General features: G+C 72.5%; 20 protein-coding genes. 11 read left to right on the forward strand and 9 right to left on the reverse strand.

Features of this window, described 5'->3' with window-relative positions; translation table 11 throughout:
* Positions 1-38: 38 nt before the first annotated feature.
* The 4 genes from ABD883_RS01740 to ABD883_RS01755 all read right to left on the reverse strand — a co-directional run bounded on the left by ABD883_RS01740 (position 39) and on the right by ABD883_RS01755 (position 4,155).
* Entirely contained in the window at positions 39-794 is a 756-nt protein-coding gene (locus ABD883_RS01740) for an SDR family oxidoreductase (protein WP_137318707.1), read from the reverse strand.
* A gap of 106 nt (positions 795-900) precedes the next feature.
* A complete protein-coding gene (locus ABD883_RS01745) occupies positions 901-2,226 on the reverse strand; it encodes an MFS transporter (RefSeq protein ID WP_345029337.1) in 1,326 nt (441 codons plus the stop codon).
* 239 nt (positions 2,227-2,465) lie between these two features.
* Positions 2,466-3,491: an Fpg/Nei family DNA glycosylase gene (locus ABD883_RS01750; RefSeq protein WP_345029338.1), complete on the reverse strand. Its 1,026-nt coding sequence runs from the start codon at positions 3,489-3,491 to the stop codon at positions 2,466-2,468.
* A 34-nt stretch (positions 3,492-3,525) separates the two neighbouring features.
* Positions 3,526-4,155, reverse strand: a complete 630-nt coding sequence (locus tag ABD883_RS01755) for a GNAT family N-acetyltransferase (RefSeq protein WP_345029339.1) — start codon at positions 4,153-4,155, stop codon at positions 3,526-3,528.
* Positions 4,156-4,409: 254 nt separating this feature from the next.
* On the opposite strand from ABD883_RS01755, the gene ABD883_RS01760 reads away from it, so the two are divergent.
* The 9 genes from ABD883_RS01760 (at position 4,410) to ABD883_RS01800 (ending at position 12,191) form a co-directional block, all read left to right on the forward strand.
* Positions 4,410-5,615: an ATP-binding protein gene (locus ABD883_RS01760; RefSeq protein WP_295689946.1), complete on the forward strand. Its 1,206-nt coding sequence runs from the start codon at positions 4,410-4,412 to the stop codon at positions 5,613-5,615.
* A 115-nt stretch (positions 5,616-5,730) separates the two neighbouring features.
* Positions 5,731-7,026 carry a Fic family protein gene (locus ABD883_RS01765; RefSeq protein ID WP_295689949.1) on the forward strand — a complete coding sequence of 432 codons (1,296 nt, stop codon included), beginning with the start codon at positions 5,731-5,733 and terminating at the stop codon, positions 7,024-7,026.
* A gap of 112 nt (positions 7,027-7,138) precedes the next feature.
* The gene (locus tag ABD883_RS01770) at positions 7,139-7,711 is read left to right on the forward strand and encodes an OsmC family protein (protein WP_137318712.1); all 573 of its coding nucleotides are present in this window, start codon (positions 7,139-7,141) and stop codon (positions 7,709-7,711) included.
* Positions 7,712-7,775: 64 nt separating this feature from the next.
* A complete protein-coding gene (locus tag ABD883_RS01775) occupies positions 7,776-8,336 on the forward strand; it encodes an SRPBCC family protein (protein WP_345029346.1) in 561 nt (186 codons plus the stop codon).
* A 23-nt stretch (positions 8,337-8,359) separates the two neighbouring features.
* Complete coding sequence (locus ABD883_RS01780) at positions 8,360-9,241, forward strand: DUF5926 family protein (RefSeq protein ID WP_247618951.1); 882 nt, start codon at positions 8,360-8,362, stop codon at positions 9,239-9,241.
* Positions 9,241-10,056, forward strand: coding sequence for a glycosyltransferase family 2 protein (locus ABD883_RS01785; protein ID WP_247618950.1), 816 nt, complete (start codon positions 9,241-9,243; stop codon positions 10,054-10,056). Before ABD883_RS01780 ends, ABD883_RS01785 begins: the two co-directional genes overlap by 1 nt.
* Complete coding sequence (pheA, locus tag ABD883_RS01790) at positions 10,053-10,991, forward strand: prephenate dehydratase (protein WP_345029349.1); 939 nt, start codon at positions 10,053-10,055, stop codon at positions 10,989-10,991. The genes ABD883_RS01785 and pheA overlap by 4 nt, the downstream gene beginning before the upstream one ends.
* Positions 10,992-11,230: 239 nt before the next feature.
* On the forward strand, positions 11,231-11,497 hold the full coding sequence (locus tag ABD883_RS01795; protein ID WP_345029351.1) for a DUF6458 family protein: 267 nt from the start codon (positions 11,231-11,233) through the stop codon (positions 11,495-11,497).
* A 163-nt stretch (positions 11,498-11,660) separates the two neighbouring features.
* Positions 11,661-12,191 carry a GNAT family N-acetyltransferase gene (locus ABD883_RS01800; protein WP_247618947.1) on the forward strand — a complete coding sequence of 177 codons (531 nt, stop codon included), beginning with the start codon at positions 11,661-11,663 and terminating at the stop codon, positions 12,189-12,191.
* A 30-nt stretch (positions 12,192-12,221) separates the two neighbouring features.
* Here ABD883_RS01800 and ABD883_RS01805 read toward each other — a convergent pair whose 3' ends face one another.
* From ABD883_RS01805 to ABD883_RS01820, 4 genes are all read right to left on the reverse strand, one after another.
* Positions 12,222-13,154 (reverse strand): NAD-dependent epimerase/dehydratase family protein, encoded by a 933-nt coding sequence (locus ABD883_RS01805; RefSeq protein WP_345029354.1) that lies wholly within the window; start codon positions 13,152-13,154, stop codon positions 12,222-12,224.
* Positions 13,155-13,437: 283 nt separating this feature from the next.
* Entirely contained in the window at positions 13,438-14,604 is a 1,167-nt protein-coding gene (locus tag ABD883_RS01810) for a cystathionine gamma-synthase (protein ID WP_345029356.1), read from the reverse strand.
* Positions 14,601-16,079 carry a pyridoxal-phosphate dependent enzyme gene (locus ABD883_RS01815; RefSeq protein WP_345029358.1) on the reverse strand — a complete coding sequence of 493 codons (1,479 nt, stop codon included), beginning with the start codon at positions 16,077-16,079 and terminating at the stop codon, positions 14,601-14,603. The genes ABD883_RS01810 and ABD883_RS01815 overlap by 4 nt, the downstream gene beginning before the upstream one ends.
* Before the next feature lie 257 nt (positions 16,080-16,336).
* Positions 16,337-17,116 (reverse strand): enoyl-CoA hydratase, encoded by a 780-nt coding sequence (locus tag ABD883_RS01820; protein ID WP_295689965.1) that lies wholly within the window; start codon positions 17,114-17,116, stop codon positions 16,337-16,339.
* A gap of 210 nt (positions 17,117-17,326) precedes the next feature.
* On the opposite strand from ABD883_RS01820, the gene ABD883_RS01825 reads away from it, so the two are divergent.
* Complete coding sequence (locus tag ABD883_RS01825; protein WP_345029360.1) at positions 17,327-18,361, forward strand: hypothetical protein; 1,035 nt, start codon at positions 17,327-17,329, stop codon at positions 18,359-18,361.
* Positions 18,362-18,415: 54 nt separating this feature from the next.
* Here ABD883_RS01825 and ABD883_RS01830 read toward each other — a convergent pair whose 3' ends face one another.
* Complete coding sequence (locus tag ABD883_RS01830) at positions 18,416-19,486, reverse strand: YeiH family protein (RefSeq protein ID WP_137318724.1); 1,071 nt, start codon at positions 19,484-19,486, stop codon at positions 18,416-18,418.
* A gap of 71 nt (positions 19,487-19,557) precedes the next feature.
* Between ABD883_RS01830 and ABD883_RS01835 the strand changes: the two genes are divergently transcribed.
* On the forward strand, positions 19,558-20,457 hold the full coding sequence (locus tag ABD883_RS01835; protein WP_137318725.1) for a LysR family transcriptional regulator: 900 nt from the start codon (positions 19,558-19,560) through the stop codon (positions 20,455-20,457).
* Positions 20,458-20,596 lie beyond the last annotated feature (139 nt).

The raw sequence follows: 20,596 nt of genomic DNA on the forward strand, positions 1-20,596 counted from the left end.
GCGGCCTTCGCGGTGGCCGTTGCGGGGTCCGGGCGGTGTCACACCCCGCCGATGAGGCCCTTGCCGCCGTCGAGCACGAGGACCTGGCCGGTGATCCAGCTCGCCTCCTCGGACAGGAGGAACGCCGCGGCGGCCGCGATGTCCTCCGGGGTGCCCAGGCGCTTCATCGGGTAGCCGGCGGCCACGCCCTCCTCGTCCTTCGCGTAGAGCGCCTCGGCGAATTTCGTCTTGACGACGGCCGGTGCCACGGCGTTGACGCGCACGTCCGGGCCGAGCTCCATCGCGAGCTGCCTGGTGATGTGGATGAGCATGGCCTTCGAGGAGCCGTAGAAGCCGATGTTCTCCGGCTGGCCGAGGCCGGCGACGGAGGCGACGTTGAGCACGCGACCGCCGCGCTCGGCGAAGGACGCCCGGTAGACCTTCTGGGTCCACGACAGAGCGGACATGTCGTTGACCTCGAACACCTTGCGGGCCGCGCCGAGGTCGAGATCGATCATGGGTCCGTAGACCGGGTTGATGCCGGTGTTGTTGACGAGGATGTCGATGGGGCCGAAGGTCTCGGTGACCTTCGCGATGACCTCGTCCTGGTGCTCGGGCCGGTCGGCCTTGCCGGCGACGGCGAGCGCGTGCTCGGGGCCGCCGAGCGCCTCGACGGCGGTGTCGAGTGCCTCCTGGCCGCGGGCGGTGATGGCGACCTTGGCGCCCTCGTCGACGAGGCGCTGGGCGATGCCCAGGCCGATGCCGCGCGAGGCTCCGGTGACGATGGCGACGGTGTTCTCGAATCGACGGGTCATGACTCTCCTCTGTTCCCGGTGCGATGGGGGTGTCGTGGACCGGGCTCAGCCTTTGAACACGGTTCGAACGATTGTTTACTACCTTCACCCATGGGTGGCCCCCGCGTCAATCGGCGGGCGCGGACCCGCGGGGATCTCCGGCGCCCGGAGCCGGGGCGCGACCGGTCGAGGCGCCCGCTGCCGGGGTGCGGCCGGCCGGGGCGTCCGCAGTCGAGGTGCCGGCGGCCGGTGTGCCCGCCGACGGGGAGCCCGGCCCGGAGAGGTCGATGACCGAGCGGCTGCGGGACCGTGCGTGGGTGACCACCGCCGCCGCGGTCACCACCAGGCCGATGGCGGTGAGTCCGGCACCGGTGAGCGCCGGCGCGCGCAGTCCCAGGCCGGCTTCGATGACGACGCCGCCGAGGAACGCCCCGATGGCGTTCGCGAGGTTGAAGGCGGCGTGATTCATGGCCGCGGCGAGGGAGGGGGCGTCGCGGGAGTCGCGGAGCAGCCGGACCTGGAGCGCGGTGGTGAAGATCGATCCGCAGATGCCGAGCAGCGCCACGCACGCGATCGCCGCCCAGACGAGGTGCGCGAGCGCGCCGAAGGCGAGGAGGACGATGCCGAGGCCGCCGATCCCGAGCAGCGCGGTGCGTTCGATCGAGCGGTCGACGAGCGGCCCGACGATGAGCGAGCCGGCGGTCATCCCGACGCCGAAGCACACGAGCACCCAGGGGACGCCCGCCGCGGGGATGCCGGTGAGATCCGTCATCGTCGGCGCGATGTAGGTGTAGACGGCGAACATCCCGCCGAAGCCCACGGAGCCCGCGATGAGTGTGAGGATCACCTGCCGGCGCTTGAGGGTGCGGAGCTCTCCGCGCATCGACGGGGCGGCCGCGGGTGCGGTGGTGGGGACGAGGGCGAGGATCGCGAGCAGGGTGACGAGGCCGATCGCGGCCACGAGGGCGTAGGCGACGCGCCAGCCGAACGCCGCTCCGAGGGCAGCCGCGGCGGGGACGCCGACGATGTTCGACACGGTGAGCCCGAGCATCACCCGGGCCATCGCGGTGCCCCGGCGCTCCGGGCGCGCCAGCGACGCGGCGACGATCCCGGCGACACCGAGGAACGCGCCGTGCGGCAGGCCGGTGAGGAACCGCGATCCGAGCAGCGCGCCGAGGCTCGGCGCGAGCGTGGAACCGATGCTCCCGAGGACGAAGACGACCATGAGGCCGAGCAGCAGCCGCCGCCGGTCCACCTTCGCCCCGAGCACCGTGATGAGCGGCGCGCCGACGACCACGCCGAGCGCGTAGAGCGAGACCGCGTGGCCGGCTTCGGGCAGGCTCGCGTCGAAGCCGGCGGCGATCTGCGGGAGCAGACCCATGGTGGCGAACTCTGCGGTGCCGATGCCGAAGGCGCCGATCGCGAGCGCGAACACGGCGAGGCGGGCGGCCATGGATCCTCCTCCGGGGGCGACGCGCACATCGATCGACGCGCGCGGGTGGGGTGACGGGTGAAGTGCGCCGGTGATGCGCGGCAGCAGGACGCTTCGGGCTCGGGTTCTGGCTCGGATCCGGGGCCGGGCCGTGCGGATGACCGGCGGGTGGGGCCGAGTGGACCAACGGCCGACCGGCCGGGTCTATTCCCACTCCGGTGCGTTCGGTCGTGTCGTTGCGCTCGGTCGAGCCGGTGCGCTCAGTCCAAACAGGTCCCGCGGTCCCAGGAGGCGCGGCGCTTCCGCGCGGTCTGGCAGCGGGGGCACCAGTAGACGGCGCGGCCTGAGACGGTCGCGTCGCGCACCGGGGTGTCGCACAGGCGGCAGGGCAGCCCCTGCCGGTGGTAGACGTAGAAGGACTTCTCGCGCGGGACGACATCGGGGTCGTCGTCCCCGTTCTGCCGGGTGCCGCGCGAGCGCTCCCGGATGATCGGGTGGATGTCGCGGTGCTCGGGCTCGGTGGTGACGATCCGCCCGGTGCGCGCGCCGTAGCCGATGAGCGGCACGAGGTCGTCCCACAGGCCGCGCACGATCCCCGCGGTGAGCTCGGTGCCGGGCACGAACGGGTCCAGGCGGGCGCGGAACAGGAGCTCGGCGCGGTAGATGTTGCCGATCCCGGCGACCACGGCCTGATTCATCAGCTGGGTGCCGATCGCCGTCCGCGACCGCCGCACCCGTTCGACGAACACGCGCGGGTCCGCATCGGCGCGCAGCGGGTCGGGTCCCAGGCGGTCGATGATCGCCTGCCGCTCGGCGGGTTCGAGCACGGCGCAGGCGGTCGGCCCGGTGAGGTCGGCGAGCCCGTGCGGGCCGACGACCCGCAGCCGGACGTTCTCCCCGGGCGCGAGGTGCCGCCACGAATGCTCGCCCGCGGGCCCGGCGCCGGTGCCCGGGGTGCTCTCCTGCTCGCCGAGGCGCCTGCGCGGGGCGCCGATCGCGTGGACCCGGGAGAACTCCTGATCCCCCGCGAAGGTCCACGAGCCGTAGAGGCCCAGATGGACGTGGACGTAGGACTCCGCCGTGCCGTCGTCGAGCGCGCGTTCCTCCGGGGCGAAGCCGAGGAACAGATGCTTGCCCACGGCCTCCGCGCTCACGAGGATCTGCCCGGTGAGCCGGGCGGCCCCGGCGGCGAACCGGCCCTGTGGGCTCGACAGTGCGAGCCGCGCGCCGAGGAAGCCGTCCTCGAACGCCGAGGCGAGGCGGTGGATCGTATGGCCCTCGGGCATCAGCGCGCCCCCGCCGGTCCGGCGGCCGGCCGGGTCATGCGACCTCCTTGAAGAACCAGCAGCGGTCGCCCGGGATCGTCGCCGAGGAGGCGAGCAGCTCGTCCTCGATCCCGCCGAAGGTGAAGGGCGGCTCGTCGCCGTTCTCGAGGACGACGAACCCGGCGCGGTGCACGAACCCGGCGAGCGCCTCGGGAGCGGCACCGGTGAGGAGCGCGCGGGTGGGCAGTCCGGCCTGCCCGAGCACCTGCGGGGCGAGCCCGAGCAGCACAGTGGCGATCCCGCGGGAGCGGAACCCCGGTGCCGTGGCGAGCGCCCGGACGAAGAGGGCGGTGCCGTTGTCGTAGCTCACCGCGGTGAGGACGAGGGCGCCGGCGAGGGTGCCGGAGGCGTCGCGGACGACGAGCCCCGTGTCCTGCGGCTCGAGCGCGAAGCCGGTGGGCGCGGCGGAGTCGGGCTGCGCACCGGGGGTGTCGGACCGTGCGCCGGTGGAGTCGGGCTGCCCGCCGGGAGTGTCGAGCGCCTCGCGGATGAGCGCGGCGGTCTCCTCGCGCCCCTTGTCGACGAGGAGGTCGAAGGAGAACCCGGCATCGACGAGGGTCTGCGCCCAGCGCACGTGCCGCTTCTTGACCGCATCGTTGTGCAGTCCGGGGTAGAGGATCGCCATGCCCGCCACAGTATCGCCTCGCCCCGGCACCGCTCGTCGAGCCCGTCGATGCGAGCGTTTCTCTCCCGAGCGATCGAATCTCCGGCGATCCCGGCTGAGACAGCGATCTCGGGTTGCTGTTCGGAGGAACAGCTGCATCCAGGGAGGGAGGCCCGTCCGGGGAGGAAGGCCCGTCCGCGGAGCAGCCGCATCCGGCGGCCCGGCCTCGTATGTCGCTGGGGCTAGAGCGGGCTAGAGGCCGGTACCGTGAGGCCATGGACCCGATTCGCAACCCCTACGCCCCCGGCGCCGGCCAGCGCCCGCCGGAGCTCGCCGGCCGCGACACCGAGCTCGACATGTTCCAGGTCGTGCTCGAGCGGATCGCCCGCGGCCGGCCCGAGCGCTCCCTCGTGCTCACCGGATTGCGCGGCGTCGGCAAGACGGTGCTCCTCAACAGCCTGCGCTCCTCGGCGGTGCGGTCCCGGTGGGGGACCGGCAAGATCGAGGCGCGCCCGGACTCCGAGCTGCGCCGGCCGCTGTCCGCCGCACTCCACCAGGCGGTGCGCGAGCTCGGGATCCGCGACGAGGACTCCCGCAACCACGTCCTCGGCATCCTCAAGGCCTTCGCCCAGCGCAGCGCCGGTGCCGACGCCAAGCTCCGCGACAAGTGGCAGCCGGGCATCGACGCCCCGGCGGTGACCGGACGCGCGGACTCCGGTGACATCGAGATCGACCTCGTCGAGCTGTTCACCGACATCGCCGGGCTCGCGCAGGACGGCGGCAAGGGGGTGGCGATCTTCATCGACGAGATGCAGGACGTGCAGCCGGCCGACGTGTCCGCGCTGTGCGCCGCCTGCCACGAGATCTCCCAGCTCGGACTGCCGTTCGTCGTCGTCGGCGCCGGGCTGCCGCACCTGCCGGCGGTGCTCTCGGCGTCGAAGTCGTACTCCGAGCGGCTGTTCCACTACCGGCGCATCGACCGGCTCGACCGGGAGCAGGCGGATCGTGCACTGCGCACCCCGGCGCTCGACGAGGGCGCGGACTTCACCGCCGAGGCGCTCGCCGCCCTCTACGAGGCGACCGACGGGTACCCCTACTTCGTGCAGGCCTACGGCAAGGCGGCCTGGGACGTCGCCCCGAAGTCCCCGATCACCGCCGAGGACATCACCGTCGCCGCACCCGCGGCGCAGAACGAGCTCGCCGTCGGCTTCTTCGGTTCCCGCTACGAGCGGGCAACCCCGGCCGAGCGGGAGTACATGAAGGGGCTCGCCGATCTCGAGGTCCGCGAGGGCGTCGTACCGGACCCGGCCGGGGTCGCGACGAAGGACCTCGCCGAGCACCTCGGCCGCAAGCCGCAGTCCCTGTCCCCGGCGCGCGACGGCCTCATCAAGAAGGGTCTCGTGTTCTCCGCCGAGCGCGGCCGCATCGCCTTCACCGTGCCCCACTTCGGGCGGTACCTGAGGTCCCAGCCGGAGCTGTGACGGGGCGGAACAGATGGTGGGCGCGGGGGCGGTCTGCCGGTCTGCGACCTTTTGGTTGCTTACTTTAAGGCTTAAACTCAACAAGTAGGGGTCGAGCGTTCACTTTAGGAGCTACATGGGAATCTGGGAGTCGGCCGAATGGGTCGCCGCTGAGACTTCGGGCATCTCGCGGCGCGACCGGAAGACCGGGAGCTTCCGCACCTACCTGCCCGACACGCTCGTGGGCATGCCGCTCGTCCTCGGTCGCGAGGTCGACGCACGTGTGGCCGAGGCCGAACAGGCCGTGCGCCGGCTCGACCGGCGCGCCGGAGCGGACCTGGCCGGAGTCTCGCGGTACCTGCTGCGCTCGGAGGCGATCGCTTCCTCGCGCATCGAGGGGATCGCGCCGAATCCGCGGAACGTCGCGCTCGCGGAGCTCGGTCTGTCCGAGGATGTCTCGGGGATCAGCGAGCAGGCGCAGCTCGTCGCGAACAATATGACGATCGTGAAGTCCGCGACCACGGCTCTCGTCGCCGCACCGATGGTGCAGATCGACGACGTGGTCAGCCTGCAGCGCGCGCTGCTCCCGGATGCACACCGGATGCACGGGGTGCGGACGCGCCAGAACTGGATCGGCGGATCGGACCATCACCCGCTCGACGCCGACTTCGTGCCCCCCGCGCCGCAGCGCGTGCACGGACTGCTCGACGATTGGGTCACCTACCTCAACGGGGCGGCTCACTCCCCAGTCATCCAGGCGGCGCTCGTCCATGCGCAGTTCGAGACGATCCATCCCTTCGCCGACGGCAACGGTCGAGTGGGACGTGCTCTCATCCACACGGTGCTCGCCCGGCGCGGACTGACCTCCGGGGCAGTGCTGCCGGTCAGCCTCGTGCTGTCGACGCTCAGCGGAGCGTACGTCGCTGGGCTGACCGCCTACCGCCATGCCGGTGCACCCGGTTCCTCCGACGCCATCGAAGCCGTGGAGCGGTGGATCACCACCTTCGCCGACGCGGTGATCGAAGCGAGCACCCAGGCTCTGAGCTTCGCCGAGGACCTCGACGACCTGCGCGGACAGTGGAACGAGCGCCTGGACGGGCACCGTCGGCGTGAAGGCAGGACTCGCCGACTGCGCAGCGATTCGGCCGTGACGCTCGTGCTCCGGGACCTTCCGGGGTCGCCGGTGCTCACACCGGCGACCGTGCAGCGGATCCATGACGTGACCGCGGCAGCCGCGGTCAAGGCGCTCGACGAACTCGAGGCCGCTGGAATCCTCGAGACCCGAGCGATCGGCAAGCGCCGACGCGCATACATCGCCTCAGAAGTCCTCGATCTCGTGGCGGCCACCGAGCGGCGGTTGGCGAGCACTCGATTCGACACCCGGCTGGGCCCACCGGTGCGTCCGGTCCCGGTCAGACCGCCCACACCCTGAAGCACGCCCCGCCGGCAGCGGCCGTGCCCGGACATGACATCCGGTGACGCCGGATGACGGGAGACGACGGGACTCCGACCCCGCTCGCGCCTCGGCGGCGAGAATCCACACCATGACGACAACAGCACCGGCCGCCCAGACGGCCCACCCGACCACCGTCCCCACGACCTCCGCCGCCGAGCGCGCCGAGCGCCTGACCCGCGCCGGGCAGGAGTGGAGCGAGCGCATCGCCGCCGACCGCACGAGCGCCCACCTCACCAGCCGCGCGACCGCAGCCGGCGTCGGCACCGTCGCGACCACCGTGCGCGCCGGACGGCACGCGTTCATCGTCGACGAACCCGCGGCCCTCGCCGGGGACGACGCCGGGCCGAGCCCGGTCGACTACGTGCTCGGCGCGCTCGCCGGCTGCCAGGTCGTGGTCTACCGGCTCTACGCCCAGACTCTCGGCATCCCGTTCGACGAGATCGCCGTCACCGCCGAGGCCGATCTCGATGCCGCCCGCCTGCTCGGTGCCGACGACTCGGTGCGCCCGGGCTTCTCCGAGGTCCGCATCCAAATCACCCTCAGCGGTGAGGAGACCCAGGAGCGCTACGAGGTGCTGCGCGCCGCCGTCGACGCCAACTGCCCCGTCCTCGACATCATCGAGAACCCGGTGCCGGTGCGCACGACCGTCACCCGCGGCTGAAGGGCGCGGGTCCCGGACGGCCCGGCCCGGTACGCTGGCGGTGTCGTCGAAGGGAAGGCCCATCATGATCACCGACACCACCCGGACCCGCGTCGCCGAGGCGATCGACGGGCTCCAGCTGCGCACCGAGCTGATCACGGCCGGGGACCGCACCGGTCCGGCGTTCGCGCTCGCCCAGACCCTCGAGCTCACCGCCACCCCGGCCGAGGTGTGGGCCCACCTCACCGACCCCGGGCTCCTCGCGCAGTGGTCGCCGATCGTGCCGGACCGGCCGCTCGACTCCGTCGGTGCGGCAGAATCCCGCGAGAACCCCGGTGACGACCCCGTCGACGCGACGGTCATCACCGCAGACGCACCCCACCATCTCAGCCACCGCTGGGGTGGCGGCCTCGTCACCTGGACGATCGTCGAGCGCCCGGACGGGTGCACCCTCGGCCTCGGGCAGGACTTCGCCACCGACGCCGAGGCGGCGATGACCGCCGCCGGCTGGCACGTGTGCTTCGCCGTGCTGAGCCTCCGGCTGCGCGGCGTCGACGTCGAGCGGGTCGTCGGGGCGGACGCGATGGAGGTCGGCTGGGAGGGCCTCTCCGCGCAGTACTCCGCCGGGTCGCCTCGGTCGGACTGACTCGCCCCAGTAGACTGCACCTCATGGGTAAGAAGTCCAAGAAGTCCAAGGAAGAACTCATCGCCAAGCGGCTGGCCAAGGCGCAGGCCGGGGCGTTCGTGCAGCGGCCCTTCGAGGGCCTGCCGTTCGAGGCCGACCTCGTGTGCCTGCGCGAGCTCGTGCCCGCCGCGACCGCGACCGCGAAGCTCACCGAGGAGTACGGCGGTGACGAGATCATCTTCGCCTCCCTCCTCCCCGCCGCCTGGCAGGCGCTCCACCGTGCCGACGGCGTCGTCATGGCAGGCCTCCAGGTCCCGTTCTCCTCACCGGACCCCTCGCGCGACATCGCCGCGGCGATCCTCTCCGTCAAGGACGCCGAACCCGGCACCTACCAGCAGGCGGACTCCGACCCCGGCGAGGGTCCGCGCCTGCAGGACATCCTCGACACCTCCGTCCCGTTCTCCGTGAGCGTGCTCGAGACCTTCGACTACTGGCTGCCGGAGGACACCGCGCAGCAGGACGAGGACATCGCCGCCGCCCTCGAGCAGGCGAACGAGAACATCAGCCCCACGGAGAAGCTCGTCTCCGCCGAGGCCGCCTACTGGACCGAGATGGGCGGGCGGATCTACGTCCGCTGGGCCCGCACCGACGGCGAGGAGACCGTGATGAACGGCCTCGCCCGCCTCCACGCGCGCGGCGACAACACGTTCGGCGGGATCGGCAAGTACCTCGGCTGCTTCCGCGCTCACGGCATCGTGATCCCCGTGTGGGAGCTGCCCGACGGCACCCAGCCCGACGAGGTCGAGGGACCGCTCGGCACCTTCGACGCCCAGCTCACCGAGGCGATGAACGAGTCCGGGAACCTCGACTACGAGGAGCGGCGCGCCAAGGCCGGCGTCGTCTCCCGCCAGCTCACGATCCGCTGATGACGCCTGCGCACCCGGAAACCGCCGGACCCGCGCCCGAGGCGGCTCCCGTCGGAGCGCTGCCCGAGGCGCCCGTCGCGGTGGCCGCGATCATCCCCGCCAAGGACGAGGCGGAGCGCATCGCCGCGACCGTCGCCTCGGCGCAGGAGATCCCCGGGGTCGACCTCGTCATCGTCGTCGACGACGGATCGCGCGACGACACCGGGGCGCTCGCCACGGCGGCCGGCGCCCGGGTCGTCACCCACCGGAAGAACCGGGGCAAGGCGGCGGCGATGATGACCGGCGCGTTCGCCGTCCGCAACCGGGAGATCTCCGGGCTCGGACCCGGCGAGAGGCCGCGACACCGCGCGCTCCTCTTCATCGACGGCGACCTCGAGGACTCCGCGGTCAACACCGCCCCGCTCACCGCACCGGTGCTCGCGGGACGGGCCGACATGACGATCGCGATCCTGCCCCCGCAGAAGCGCACCGGCGGCGGGTTCGGGCTCGTCGTCGGGCTCGCCCGCAGGGGCATCAGCGAGCTCGCCGGGTTCACCGCCACCCAGCCGCTGTCCGGGATGCGCTGCCTCACCCGCGAGGCCTTCGACGCTGCCCTGCCGTTCGCGGCCGGCTGGGGCGTGGAGACCGGGATGACGATCGACGTCATCAACGCCGGGCTGCGCGTCGAGGAGGTCGAATGCGACCTCCACCACCGGGTCACCGGCAAGGACCTCAAGGCGCAGCTCCACCGCGCCGCCCAGTACCGCGACGTCGCCCGGGCGCTGCTGACCCGGCGGCTGCGGAGGCGGCGGGCCGGGAACGGAAACCCGTCATGACGGCGTTCGGGTACCTCGGCCCGGAGGCGACCTTCACCGAGGCCGCCCTCATCCGGCTGCTCGACGAGCGCGGCATCACCGACGCCGAGCGGGTGCCCATGCACAACGCCGAGGCGGCGCTGGCCGGGCTGGTCCGCGGCGAGCTCGACGGGGCTGTCGTGCCGATCGAGAACTCGCTCGAGGGTGGGGTGCCGGCTACGCTCGACGCGCTCACCCGCAACGGGAAGCTGCAGATCGTTGCGGAGACCCTCGTGCAGGTGACCTTCGTCCTCGCGGTGCGCCCGGGCACGCAGCTGTCCGACATCCGCAGCTTCGCGACCCACCCGCACGGGGAGGCGCAGACGCGCACGTGGATCTCCGAACACCTCGGGAACGCGCACTTCCTGCCCGCCTCCTCCACCGCGGCCGCTGCGCGCGACCTCGCCGCCGGGGACGTTGAGTACCAGGCCGCGATCTGCCCGGCCCTCGCCGCCGAGCGCTACGGGCTGGAGGTCCTCGCCGCCGGGATCGGTGACCGCGCGGACGCGATCACGCGGTTCGTGCTCGTGCGCACCCCGGCCGACCTCCCCGCTCCCACGGGGGCGGACAAGACGACGATCGTCGCGGTGCTGTCGAGCGATCGGGCCGGTGCGCTCCTCGAGCTGCTCGAGCAGTTCGCCGCACGCGGGGTCAACATGTCGCGCATCGAGTCGCGTCCCACCGGGGACGGGCTCGGCCTCTACCAGTTCTCGATCGACCTCCAGGGGCACATCGCGGAGGCGCGGATGGCCGAGGCGCTCATGGGCGTGCACCGGGTGGCCCGGCGGATGCAGTTCCTGGGCTCCTACCCCGCGGCGGCCGGGGACACGGTGATCGTCGACCCGCGCACCACGGACGCCTCCTTCGCCGAGGCGCGCGCCTGGCTCGACACGGTTCTCTCCACCTCCCGCCCCTGAACACTCAATTTTCGAAGGTTCCTGAGCGCGAAACCGCCGTTCTCTGCGATCTCATCGACGGTCTCATCCCTGCCGCCGACCGGCGCGTCTGTTGTCAGCGGGCCCGGTGTCGTCAATACTTGAAAGGCGTACCACTCAGTCAAGGCGCATTGTCCCCGCCGGGGGCGGCCCGATCCGCAGGCACGAAAGTCCGCGGTCCCGGGTCCGGGTCGCCGCATCACCAGTGTCAGGAGACAGTCATGGGATTCGGAGTCGGAGTCTTCCTCATCCTCGTCGGAGCGATCCTCGCGTTCGCCGTGCAGGACGCCTGGAGCGTCATGGATCTCACCATGGTCGGCTACATCTGCATCGGCGTGGGCATCCTCGCGCTCATCCTCGGGTTCGTCACGCTCGCCTCGCGCCGCCGTCGCAGCGAAGTGACCTACCGCGAGACCCCTGCGCCCGGGCCCCAGGCCGGTCCCGGCGGCAACGTCGAGCGCACCGAGCACTACCGCGACGGCCTCTGAGCCCCACGGACCCAGCCGCACCCGCCGGCCCGGCCGACCGCATCCCGGTGGCCGGGCCGGCGGCATCCGGGGGTCCGGTAGAGCTCGTGAGGACGCGCGCCCGCTGCGCCCCTCGTCCCTGTTCCACTGTTCTCCCCGCCCCCGCACAGAAGGACCGCCGCCCATGGCACAGGCCCGCATCCGCCCCGCCGCGCCCGCCGACGTCGAGGAGATCCAGCAGCTCGTCGTCGAGCTCGCGATCTACGAGAAGGAGCCCGCCGAGGCGGTCAAACTCACCGCCGAGACGCTGCACGAGCAGCTGTTCGGGGAGCGGCCGGCGATCTTCGCCCACGTCGCCGAGGCGCCGGCCGGCTCCGCTCACCGGATCGACGGCTTCGCCCTGTGGTTCCTCAACTACTCCACCTGGGAGGGCGTCCACGGGATCTACCTCGAGGACCTGTTCGTCCGCCCGGACGCCCGCGGCCGAGGCGCCGGCAAGGCGCTGCTCCAGCAGCTCGCCCGCACCGCAGTGGAGCGCGGATACGCGCGTGTGGAATGGTCGGTGCTCAAGTGGAACGCACCTTCGATCGCGTTCTACCGCAGTGTCGGGGCGTTCCCGCAGGACGAGTGGGACACCTTCCGGCTCACCGGGGATGCCCTGCAGGAGTTCGGCGGAGCCGGGCCGGAAGCGGCTCCCGGCCGGTCGGACGGCTGAACGACCCCGCCCGGCTCACGCCCGCCCGGGTCACGCCCGCCGCGGGGCGAGGTGCTGCACGCCGGTGAACCCGAGCTGCTGCTCGAGGCGGGTGAGATCATAGGTCCGCTCGTGGACGACCTGCCGGATCGTGTACCGGGTGATGGGCGGGCGGCCGCCCTTCTTCCGCGCGCGCCGTTCCGCGTACCAGGTCTTCGCCAGCGCGAGGTCGGCTGCCACCTCGTCGAGCTCGACCTGCTCCTCGCCGGTCCGGGCGAGGTAGGTGAGCAGCGCGTCCTTGAGCACGTAGGGTTTCGGGTCGCCGACGTTGATCGGGCCGGAGACGCCGGGCCGGTCGATGCCGGCGAGCACGGCCCCGGTGAGGGTGTCGATGTGGGTGAGGGTCATCTGCTTGCGGCCGCCGCCGGGGATCCGCAGCGTGCCGTTCTCGATCGTGGCGCGCAGTCGCGGGAACAGCGTGGTGTCACCGGGTCCGTAGACCACTGCGGGGCGGAGCACGAGGGCCTGCGGGCGCACCCGCTGGACCACCGCCTCGGCGAGGGCCTTCGACAGCGCCGGACCGGGCTCCGGGTAGCGGTCCTCCGCGACGGGGCCGGCCTCCTCGTAGAGGCGATGGTGCTCCCGCTGCGGGTCGTAGACGTCGGTCGAGGACAGGTGGATGATGCGCTGGTCCGGGAACGCGTCGAGCACGTGCCGGGTGCCGGTGACGTTGACCGCGTGGAGGTCGTCCGCGTCCGACCAGTCGTCGACGAGCCCGGCGCAGTGCACGACCGTCTCGAGGTACGGCAGGGCGCGCAGCGCCGAGGCGTCGGCGGGTTCCCGGATGTCCCAGGCGTGGTGGGCGAGACCGGGGATCTGCGGGTCGGTGCGGCCCAGGCTGACGACGCGCCGACCGTCCTCCAGCAGACGCTGGACGACGGCGCGCCCGATGAAACCCGAAGCTCCGGTGACGACGATCGACATGCACGTCCTTTCCTCCCCTCCAGGCTAGTGCGCCCGAAGGGCAGGAGAGGGCATTGGCCGGTGTGTCCTGCGGTGCGGTCACCCCGGGTCGGAGGTCGCGCGGGACCGTGTCTCGCGCCCCATGTATTTCCGTGTGTCCGCATCACCGTGCCGTGGCACTGTGGCACTGGGCCGGGGCACCGCGTCATCGTGCTGGGTCGCTGTGGAACTGCGCCGTGACATTGCACAGATGCGCGGAACGGCTCCCAGAAACCTTCGAAAATTGCCGGTTGGGAGGGGAGGGTCAGATGCGGTCGAGCGCCTGGGTGAGGTCGGCGAGGAGGTCCTCGACGTCCTCGATGCCCACCGACAGCCGCACGAGGTTCGCCGGCACCTCGAGGTCGGTGCCCTGGACCGAGGCGTGGGTCATGTCGTAGGGGTACTCGATGAGCGACTCGATCCCGCCCAGGGACTCCGCGAGCGTGAACACCTTGGTGCTGTCGACGAGGGTCCGGGCGGCCTCGCGCCCGCCGGCCACCTGGATCGACATCATGCCGCCGAACATCCCCTCACGCATCTGGCGAGCCGCGACCGCGTGGCCGGGGTGGGATTCGAGCCCGGGGTAGAGGACCGTCTCGACCTTCGGGTGGTCGGTGAGCGCCGCGGCGAGTGCGGCGGCGTTCTCGCTGTGCTGCTTGACGCGCACCGCGAGGGTCTTGATGCCGCGCATCGTCAGCCAGGCGTCGAACGGGCTGGAGACTGCGCCGGCGGCGTTCTGCATGTAGCCGATCGCCTCCGCATGGGTGTCGTCGGCGAGGATCAGCGCACCGCCGACCACGTCGGAGTGACCGCCGAGGTACTTCGTCACCGAGTGCACGACGATGTCCGCGCCCTGGCTGATCGGGTTCTGCAGGTACGGGGTGGCGAAGGTGTTGTCGACGACGAGGATCGCCCCGGCCTCGCGGGCCAGACGGGCGGTCTCGCGGATGTCGACGACGTTGAGCAGCGGATTGGTGGGCGTCTCCACCCACACGACCTTGGGCCGGTGGGCGGCGATCGCATCGGCCGCGGTGCTCGTGTCCGTGAGGTCGACGGCGAAGTGCTTGACGCCCCACTGCCCGAACACCGCGTTGATGAGGCGGAAGGTGCCGCCGTAGGCGTCGTTGCCGAGCAGGATCGTGTCACCGGGAGCGGTGAGCGCGCGCAGCAGGGCGTCCTCCGCGGCCAGCCCGCTGGCGAAGGAGAACGCGTGCGCCCCGCCCTCGATCGCGGCGAGCTGCGCCTGCAGGGCGTCGCGGGTGGGATTCGCGCTGCGCGAGTACTCGTACCCGCTGCGGAATCCGCCCACCCCGTCCTGCTTGTAGGTCGAGCTCATGTGGAGCGGAGGGATCACCGCACCGGTCCGGGCATCCGGCTCCTGCCCGGCGTGGATGGCCTTGGTGGAGAAGGAGGGGGTGGTGTTCTCGGTCACGAGTGGTCCTTTCGGGAGGCGGCCCAGCGGGCGAGGGCGGTGCGGTCGATGAGGGCGACGGGCCGGCCGGCGTCGTACACGAGGGCGGCCGGGGCGGTGAGCAGACGGGCGCGCAGGACCTCGGCGGGCTGGCCGACGCCGACCTTCGGGAGGTCGATCATCGCGTGGGTCAGTGTGCCGACCGCGGTGTCGACGTCGGCGACGTCATCGGTGTCGAGGAGCAGGGATGTCAGCGCGCTGCGCTCGAAGGCCCCGAACACGTTGAATTCGGTGGCGGCCCCGGGGTCCGCGACGAGGAGCACGTCCCCGCTGAGCGCGGTCACGGCCTCCGCGAGCCGGGTGTCGGGACCGACGCAGGGATAGTCGCCCGGGGTGATCCCGAGCCCGGTCACGACATCCGCGACCGAGGCGCCCTGCTGCCCGTGTCCGGCACCCGGCTGCCCGGATCCTGCGGGCTCCGAGTCCTCGACCTCGGCACCGGGGGCAGCGAGCACGTCCCCGCCCCGGCGGGCGGCAGTGGTGAAGCCGTGCTCGGCCATCCACTCGTCGTTGAAGATCTTGTCGATGTAGCCGCGCCCGGAGTCGGGCAGCACGACGACGACGACCGCGTCCTCGTCGAGTTCGCGGGCGGTCTCGAGAGCGGCGACGACCGCCATGCCGGACGAGCCGCCGACGAGCAGACCCTCCTCGACGGCGAGTCGGCGCGTCATCTCGAAGGCAGCGGCGTCGTCGACGGTGACGAAGCCGTCGGGGACGGAGGGGTCGTAGGTGTCGGGGATCATGTCCTCGCCGACGCCCTCGACGTAGTAGCTGTGGAGGTCGGCGGAGTGGTCGGCGTAGATCGATCCGGCGGGGTCGGCGGCGACGACCTTCACCCGCCCCTCGGAGGCCTCGTGGAGGTAGCGGCCGGTGCCGGTGATCGTGCCGCCGGTGCCCGGCCCCATGACGACGTGGGTGACGCGGCCGTCGGTGTCGTTCCAGATCTCCGGCCCGGTGGTCCGGTAGTGCGCCTCGGGCCCGGCCTGGTTGGAGAACTGGTCGGGCTTGAACGCGCCGGCCCGTTCGGAGGCGATGCGATCGGACACCCCGTAGTAGGACTCGGGGGAGTCGGGGGCGACGTTGGTCTTGGTGACGACGACCTCTGCGCCGTAGGCCGAGAGCACGTCCCGCTTGCCCTTGCCCACCTTGTCGGGGGTGACGAACACGGCGTCGTAGCCGCGGATCGCCGCAACCATCGCCAGGCCCACCCCGGTGTTGCCCGAGGTCGGCTCCACGATGGTGCCACCGGGGGCGAGCTTGCCGGAGCGCTCGGCGTCGGCGACGAGGCTGACGGCGATCCGGTCCTTGATCGAGCCACTGGGGTTCATGTACTCGAGCTTCGCCAGGACGGTCGCCCGGACCCCGGAGGCCACGGAGTTGAGCTTGACGAGGGGGGTGCTGCCGACGAGGTCGAGCACGGTGTCTGCGTACTTCACTGGGATCCTGACGCTGCTGATGGGGTGCGGGTGCGGTCGCGGCGGCGGTCCGCCGGCGGTTCCGGACGCGGTTCCCGACCGGCCCGGGCGGCGGGCGCGGGCAGGGCCTGCGACCGTTTCGATCCTAAGCCAGGCCGTCGAGCGAAGTCACACGTGCGAACTCACCCCTCACCGGCGCCGGTGCGGTGCACACGCGGCGCCGGTGCGGTGCGCGTGCGGGGCCCGGGCAGCCGCTCGGACCCGACGGGTCGGGCGGCTCACTGCCGGTGCTGCCACTGCGGTTCGCGCTTGGTGAGGAAGGCGTCGATCCCCTCCCGGGCATCGGGCATGACCGCGTTGTCGGCCATGACCGTGCTCATCCGCGCATAGGCCTCCGCGGTGGGGAGGTGGATCTGCTCGTAGAACGCCCGCTTGCCGATCGCCACGGTGGCCGAGGACGCCTGGGCGACCTGGGCGGCGAGCGCGGCGGCGGCCGATTCGAGCTCCGCGGCGTCCGCGACGTCGGAGACGAGGCCGCGGGCGAGCGCCTGCTCGGCGCTGAGCATGTCGCCGGTGAGGAGCATGCGCATGGCCGTCTTGCGGTCGACGGCGCGGCTGAGCGCGACCATCGGGGTCGAGCAGAACAGCCCGATCCGCACGCCCGGGGTGCCGAACCGCGCCTCACGCGAGGCGACGGCGAGATCGCAGGTGGCGACGAGCTGGCACCCGGCGGCGGTCGCGACGCCCTGTACCCGGGCGATCACCGGCTGCGGGATCTCCTGGATGAGGAGCATGAGCTCGGAGCAGGTGTCGAAGATCTCCTGCTGCCCGGCGTGGTCCGCCGCACTCACCTCCTTGAGGTCGTGGCCGGAGGAGAACACGTGGCCGGCGGCGGCGAGCACGATCGCGTGGACGTCGGGGCGCCCGCCGAGCTCGCGGAAGGTGGAGATGAGGGCGCGCATGAGCTCGAGGGAGAGCGCATTGCGGGTCGCCGGATGGTTGAGGGTGACGGTGGCTACGGTGTCCTCGACGGTGAGGAGTACGGTGTCTTCGCTCATGTCCCCAGTGTGCCCGATGGCGTGGACACGGGTCCCGCGCGACCGCGATCCGAACGCGGCGGCCGGTGTGGCGGAGCCGGGAACGGATGTCCCGGACCTGGCACATCCCGGGCCGGTCCGGGCGCCGGACGGCGACTACGATGACGAGTATTCGTCCAGGTCACGCCTGCCGCGCACGGCGGCGGGCCGCCCCCATCCCGGAGTCCCACGATGAGCACACCGCCCCCACCGCCCGGCCGGCCGCCCCACTGGAACGGCACCCCGTCGTACGACGGCGCCGCTCCGTACGACGACGGCGCGCGGTCCGCGGGCGGTCCGCACCCTGGCGCCCCGCACCACCCCCGCGCCCCGATCCTCCCCGGCCCGCCGGTCGGGCCGAGCACGATGCCGCGGCGCGGGAAGCCGGTCGGCCTCATCATCGGCCTGGCCCTGGGAGCCGGCGTCCTCGTCCTCGCGCTCGTCGCCGGGGTGATCTGGTTCGGCTTCGGCGCCACCATCGGGGACGAGCCCGTGGCTGGCCCGACCGCGGAGTCGTCCTCCGCCTCGGACCCGGCCGCGGCCTCCGCCCCGCCCACGGAGGCGCCCGTGCCGCCGCCGGATCCAGGCGAGGAGGAGGCGCCCGAGCGCCCGGACTACGGTCCCTCGCTCATCGACGTCGCCGCCGCCGACGAGCAGGATGCGCGCGACTGGGCGGACGCCAACTACGGCACCTTCGAGCCGCAGACCGTCTCCGGCTCCGGCCCCGACCACTTCGATGTCCCCGCCGACGTCACCGGCCCGGCCGTCGTGACCTACGAGATCATGAGCGAGGGCACCTTCCAGATGGTCGAGGCCGACGAGTCCGGTCGCCAGGGCTGGCTGCTCGGCGCCGACGGGACGGGCACCTCGGACACCTACATCGGCGGGGTGTCGGTCGATTGGTCGACGATCACCGTCACCGGCGACGCCGACTGGGAGATCCGGTTCGAGCCGATCGGCGACATGATGCTCGTGCCCGAGTCCGGCTTCGGCTCCGGCCACTTCCTCCACGCCGGCCCCGGAGGCGTGTTCGAGCTCGCGGTGAACTCCGACGAGCCCTACTTCGACGCCTGCATCGTCGAGGAGATCACCGGCGACCTCGGCGAAGGCACGGAGCTCGGCCGCACGCAGGACACCGAGGTGCCCTCGCAGCTCGACGAGATGCGCTCGGGTCCGAGCATCATCGGCATCACCTGCCAGGAGAACTGGGAGTTCATCGGCACCTGAACAGTGCGCCCGGACGGGCCGGCTGCGGTGGCCGTGCCGTTCGGCCCGGTGGCATCACGCGGCGAGCAGCACCCCGGTGAGCCCGGTGGCCGCGACGGCGAGGGTGGAGAGCGCGGCGAGTGCGAACGGGCGCGCCCCCACCCGCTTCACGATGGACAGCCGGACCCCGGTGCCGAGTGCGAACATCGCCGCTGCGAGCAGCGCCGTCTGCGCGATCGCCGCCGCATCGACGACGAGCAGCGGGACGATCCCGGTGGAGCGCAGCGCGACCATCGCGAGGAAGCCGAGGACGAACAGGGGCACGAGGGGCGGCAGCGACGGCGCGTCATCCGTGCCGGCGTCCGAGGTGCGCGTCGCCTCCGAGGTGCGCGCGGCGAGGATCACCCGGCGCTGCCGGACGGCGATGATCATCATCACCGGTGCGAGCAGGAGTACCCGGGCGAGCTTGACGAGCACAGCGGCGCTGAGCGCCGCAGCCCCCAGGCTCCCGCCGATCGCCACGACCTGCGCGACCTCGTGGACGGAGGCGCCGGCCCACAGCCCCGTCTGCGCCTCGGTGAGCCCGAGCGCGGCGGCGGCGAGCGGGAGTGCGGGGATCATCAGGGTGCCGAACACCACGACGAGCGCGACTGCGGTGACGACCTCCTCCTCGTCCTCGGTGCGGATCACCCCGTCGACCGCGGCGACGGCGGCGGCCCCGCAGATCGAGAACCCGGAGGCGATGAGCAGCGTCTGCGTCGACGACAGCCGGAGCAGCCGCCCGGCGAGCAGTGTCGCTGCGAACCCGACGGCCACCACCGCGACGACGGTGAGGACGACCCCGGTGCCCAGGCCCAGGATGTCGCCGAGGACGAGCTGCAGGCCGAGCAGCACGATGCCCGCGCGGAGCACGTGCTTGGCGGCGAAGTTCAGGCCGGGCTCGACGCGCGGCGGCAGGGTCGCGAGGTTGCGGACGAGCATGCCGAGGACGATCGCGACGAGCAGGGCGCTCACGGTGGGAAGGAGCGCACCGATGCCGACGGCCGCCGCGGCGCCGAGGGCGGCGAGCCCCGCACCCGGTGCGAGTTCCCGCAGTCGCGCGATGCGAGCGCTGCTGCGCGGGAGCGTCGTCGGGTCGGAGGGCATGCGTTCCAGCCTGCGCCCCGCGCCGGAGCGCCGGTAGACCCCGATCCCGCATCCGGACATATCATAGTGATATGACTGCCCGCTGGCCCGACCTCGCCGTCCTCGAGCTCCTCACCGCCGTGAGCGAACGCGGGGGACTGGGCGCCGGGGCGCGCGCCGTCGGGATGGCCCAGCCGAACGCGAGCCGCGCGATGCGGGCGCTCGAGAAGCAGCTCGGCGTCGACCTGCTCGTCCGCCACCCGTCCGGTTCACGGGTGAGCGAGGAGGGTGCGGTCGTCGTCGACTGGGCCCGGCGCGTGCTCGACGCCGCCCGTGAGTTCAGCTCCGTCGCCGAGGCGCTCGCCGCACAGCACACCGCTCACCTCGACGTGGCTGCGAGCATGACCGTCGCGGAGCACCTCGTGCCCGGATGGCTCGCCGAGCTCCGGCGCGAGATCCCCGATGCCGAGGTGCGCCTGCGGGTGCACAACTCCTCGCACGTGTTCGACCTCGTCGCCGCCGGCGACTGCGACCTCGGGTTCGTCGAGACCCCGCACCTGCACCCGACGCTGCGCACGCGCACCGTGGCGCGCGACCGGCTGGTCGTCGTCGTGGCGCCCGGGCACCCTTGGGCGGCCCGGCGACACGGGCTGGCGCCGGAGGAGCTCGCCGCGACGCCGCTCGTCGTGCGCGAGCCCGGCTCCGGCACCCGGGTCACCCTCGACGAGGCGCTCGCCCCCTACCGGCCGGTGCCGCCGGCGCTCGAATCCGGGAGCAACGCGGCAGTGCTCGCCAGTGTGTCCGCCGGAGCGGATCCGGCGGTGCTCAGCGAGCTCGTCATCGCCGGGCCCCTGCAGCGCGGCGACCTCATCGCGATCCCCGTGACCGGTCTCGACCTCACCCGGGAGATCCGCGCGGTGTGGCGCGGCCCGCAGCCGCCCCCGGCCGCCGCCGCGCTCATCGCGGTGGCCGCCGCGGCCGCGCCGCGCTGAGCCTTTGACCTGCGCGTGCGCGCCGGTGAAATCCGGAGGAGAGGCGGACCCGCACAGCGAGATCGGACTTGAGGGAAGCCACCTTGAGTGGAATAGACTCAACTCTGGTGCTGTTGACCTTTGAGAAGCCAGAATTCGA

Origin of the sequence: Brevibacterium pityocampae, assembly GCF_039541555.1 — a bacterium.
In the GTDB taxonomy this organism is placed as follows: domain Bacteria; phylum Actinomycetota; class Actinomycetes; order Actinomycetales; family Brevibacteriaceae; genus Brevibacterium; species Brevibacterium pityocampae.